Below are 3,624 nucleotides of genomic sequence, written 5' to 3'. Positions count from 1 at the left end.
GGGCGCGGACCGCGGCGTCGTCCGCGGCCATCTCCAGCAGCAGCGGCAGCCGCGCGCGCGCCGCCGGCGCCGGCGCCGTCGATCAAACGATCTTGTGGACCCAGCCGTAGGGGTCGGGACGGGTGCCGTACTGGATGCCGACCAGCTCCTGGCGCAGCCGCATCGAGATCTCGCCGGGCTCGCCGTCGCCGATCGTCCACTCGCGGTCCCGGCCCTTGACCCGGCCGACCGGGCTGATGATCGCGGCGGTGCCGCAGCCGAACACCTCGGTGATCTCGCCGGAGGCGCAGCCCGCCTCCCACTCGTCGATGCTGATCTTGCCTTCCTCGGTGGGGACGCCGAGGTCGGGTGCCAGCTTGAGCATCGAGTCGCGGGTGACGCCGGCGAGCAGGGTGCCGGTGAGCGCGGGGGTGAGCAGCCGGGCCCGGGCGCCGGAGCCGTAGACGAACATGAGGTTCATCGAGCCGACCTCCTCGACCCAGCGGTGCTCCACCGCGTCGAGCCAGACGACCTGGTCGCAGCCCTGCGCGACGGCCTCGGCCTGACCGGCGAAGGACGCGGCGTAGTTGCCGCCGAACTTGGCCTCCCCGGTGCCGCCGGGCGCCGCCCGCGTGTAGTCCTGCGACAGCCACACCGAGACGGGCTTGATGCCGCGCGGGTAGTAGAGGCCGGACGGGGCCGCGATGACCATGAAGAGGAACTCGTGGGCCGGGCTGTTGACGCCGAGCGCGCGGGTGGTGGCGAACATGAAGGGCCGCAGGTAGAGGCTGTGGCCCTCGGTGTCGGGCACCCAGTCCCTGTCGGTGCGGACGAGCAGCTCGACGGCGTCCACGAACAGCTGCTCGGGGATCTCCGGCATCGCCATCCGCTTGGCGGACCGGTTCATCCGCGCCGCGTTCATGTACGGCCGGAAGGTGACGACCGAGCCGTCCGGCTGCTTGTAGGCCTTGAGACCTTCGAAGAGCTCCTGGGCGTAGTGGAACACCTGCGAGGCCGGGTCCATCGGGATCGGCCCGTAGGGTTCCAGCTTCGCGTCGTGCCAGCCGCGCTCGGCCGAGTACCGGATCGTGACCATGTGGTCGGTGAAGTATCGGCCGAAACCGGGATCGGCCATGATCCGCGCGCGTTCGTCGGCGGTCGCGGGCCGCTCGGTGCGCGTGATCTCGAATTCCAGGGTGTCGCTCATCGCGGTCTCGTCCTCTCGCGGATCGCCCAGGCGGCCCCATCGCCGCATCGGCTTCCTAGTCCCCATTGTCCTACTTCGTCTAGACCTGCTCCTCCATGCGCGGCGCATACGGAAAACCGGGCGCGCCGCGAGGGCACGCCCGGTCTGGCCGGAGGCGGCGTGCCCCTAGCCGGATACTCGCTTGGCGATCGCGTCGCCGATCTGGGACGTGGACCGGGCGCCCAGCGCGGCGCGCTCGGCCAGGTCCTCCGAGACGGCCTGCTCGACGCGGCGGGCGCCCTCGCCCTCGCCGACGTGGTCGAGCAGCATGGCGACCGACAGGATCGTGGCGGTCGGGTCGGCCTTGCCCTGCCCGGCGATGTCGGGGGCGCTGCCGTGCACCGGCTCGAACATCGACGGCGCGGTGCGGTCGGGGTTGACGTTCCCGGACGCGGCGAGGCCGATGCCGCCGGCGATCGCGGCGCCGATGTCGGTGATGATGTCGCCGAACAGGTTGTCGGTGACGATGACGTCGTACCGCCGGGGCTGGCTCACGAAGAACATCGTGGCCGCGTCCACATGGCAGTAGTCGGTCGTGACCTGCGGGTACTCCTCGGCGACCCGCTTCAGGGTCCGCTGGTAGAGGTCGCCGGCGAAGGTGAGCACGTTGTCCTTGTGGACGAGCGTGAGCCGCCTGCGCGGCCGCGACGCCGCGACCTCGAACGCGTACCGGATGACGCGCTCGACGCCGTAGGCGGTGTTGACGCTCTCCTGCGTGGCGACCTCGTGTGGGGTGCCCTTGCGCAGGACGCCGCCCACGCCGGTGTACGGGCCCTCGGTGCCCTCGCGGACGACGACCATGTCGATGTCGTCCGGGGTCACGCCGGCCAGCGGGGTGCTGACGCCGGGGAACAGCTTCACCGGGCGCAGGTTGACGTAGTGGTCCAGCTCGAACCGGGTCCGCAGCAGCAGCCCGCGCTCCAGGGTGCCGCTCGGCACGCTCGGGTCGCCGACGGCGCCGAGCAGGATGACCTCCTGCTCGCGCAGCTCGGCCAGGACCGAGTCGGGCAGCGTCTCCCCCGTCCGGTGCCACCGGGCGGCGCCCAGGTCGTAGGAGGTCTGCTCGAACGCGAGGTCGCCGGACACGGCGTCGAGGACCTTCAGTCCCTCGGCGACGACCTCGGGGCCGATCCCGTCACCCGGGATGACGGCCAGACGAATGCTGCGCGAAGCCATGCGCGAACTCTACTGCAAACGTCTCAGTGCTTGGGCTTCCGTCTCACATCGCGGGCATTCAACGCACGAGCCCGCAGTCTCCGCACATGCCGCCCCCAGGGACGCGGTAATACAAGCAGCAGTTGTTCCGGACGAACCCGCGCGACCCGAAGGACCCGGCCCCGGCCAGCGGCTCACGCGCGAGCAGCGCCCGCACGATCGCGGCCCGCCCGGGATCGGCGCCTCCGACGTTCAGGCTCCCCGCGAGAGCCGAGGCGGCATTGCCCCAGACCAGCCCGTCCGCGAGCTTGACGAAGCCCAGCATCGCCTCCCGCAGCGGCCGCAGCAGCCCGTCCACGACCATGGGATGAACGATCTCGACGGCCTCGGCCACACCCGCCACCCGCCACCCGCGGACATCGGCGAGCCCCAGCATGATCGGCTCACCCGGCGCCCCCCGCCACCGCAACCCCGAAAGATCGGGAACGACCCCGAGGCTCCCCGCGGCAACGACCGGCGACCAGATCCGCGCCGCGAGTCCCTGAAAGAGCAGCGAGGCCGCCACACGGGTCTCATCCGTCCCAAGCCGTCCGGCATGGTCACGGGCGATCTCTCGCAGCGGCCCCACACCCCCGGGGAACGCCCTCCAAACAGCATCACCCGAGACGTCCTCGGTGGCGAGCTCGAAGTAGGGCCCAAGCTCCGCCACGCGCTCCAGCACGCCGGAAACCTCTGAGCCCCTGACTTCGCCCGCCACTTCCCCAGTCTGGCAGGTGCCTATTGCGGTGCCCTCCTCCTTCGGGCCCACGTCGAGCACGAAGGAGAGGGTGAATCAGTCAGCTCTGCGGTCCAGGGCCGTCTGCAGGGCCCGGGCGGCTTCTTCCTGGGCGTCCTCGGCGGGGGCGTTGTTCTGGATCTCGTTCATGATGGGATGCTCCGATCGCTGGGCTGATGGCCAGAGGGGCCGCCGGAGGGCCGTGGTTCGCACGGTCCGGCGCGGCATCGGACTCAGGGCCGGGCAGAGCCTCCGCAGCGGGTGCCGGCCTGCCGATGATCAGGCCCCGCTGCGGCAGCGAAGGATTACCACGAAGCGCCGCATGACTACTGCGAGGCTACCCCCGGTTCGGCGGGTTGTCCCGACCCGTGGCTCAAAATCTCGGCATATGAGATGGGCGGGCGTCCGGCACACCCTGCCTGCTCGTGCCCGACCCGGAGGGCCCGGGACGCGGCCGGATGCTGGAGTC

At 71.1% G+C, this 3,624-nt stretch carries 3 protein-coding genes; all 3 read right to left on the bottom strand.

Features of this window, described 5'->3' with window-relative positions; translation table 11 throughout:
• Window positions 1-82: 82 nt before the first annotated feature.
• The 3 genes from AB0H37_RS44935 to AB0H37_RS44925 all read right to left on the bottom strand — a co-directional run bounded on the left by AB0H37_RS44935 (window position 83) and on the right by AB0H37_RS44925 (window position 3,101).
• A complete protein-coding gene (locus AB0H37_RS44935; protein ID WP_179833290.1) occupies window positions 83-1,186 on the bottom strand; it encodes a branched-chain amino acid aminotransferase in 1,104 nt (367 codons plus the stop codon).
• Between the two features lie 165 nt (window positions 1,187-1,351).
• Window positions 1,352-2,401: a 3-isopropylmalate dehydrogenase gene (locus AB0H37_RS44930; RefSeq protein WP_179833289.1), complete on the bottom strand. Its 1,050-nt coding sequence runs from the start codon at window positions 2,399-2,401 to the stop codon at window positions 1,352-1,354.
• 58 nt (window positions 2,402-2,459) lie between these two features.
• Window positions 2,460-3,101, bottom strand: coding sequence for a (2Fe-2S)-binding protein (locus AB0H37_RS44925; protein WP_360618844.1), 642 nt, complete (start codon window positions 3,099-3,101; stop codon window positions 2,460-2,462).
• Window positions 3,102-3,624: the final 523 nt, after the last annotated feature.

This window comes from Actinomadura sp. NPDC023710 (assembly GCF_040639875.1).
GTDB lineage: Bacteria > Actinomycetota > Actinomycetes > Streptosporangiales > Streptosporangiaceae > Spirillospora > Spirillospora citrea.
This window is presented reverse-complemented; position numbering and strand designations above follow the sequence as displayed.

Bases quoted from the DNA above. Each gene is read 5' to 3' on its own strand.
- AB0H37_RS44930 (WP_179833289.1), bottom strand. From the start codon at position 2,401: ATGGCTTCGCGCAGCATTCGTCTGGCCGTCATCCCGGGTGACGGGATC.
- AB0H37_RS44935 (WP_179833290.1), bottom strand. From the start codon at position 1,186: ATGAGCGACACCCTGGAATTCGAGATCACGCGCACCGAGCGGCCCGCG.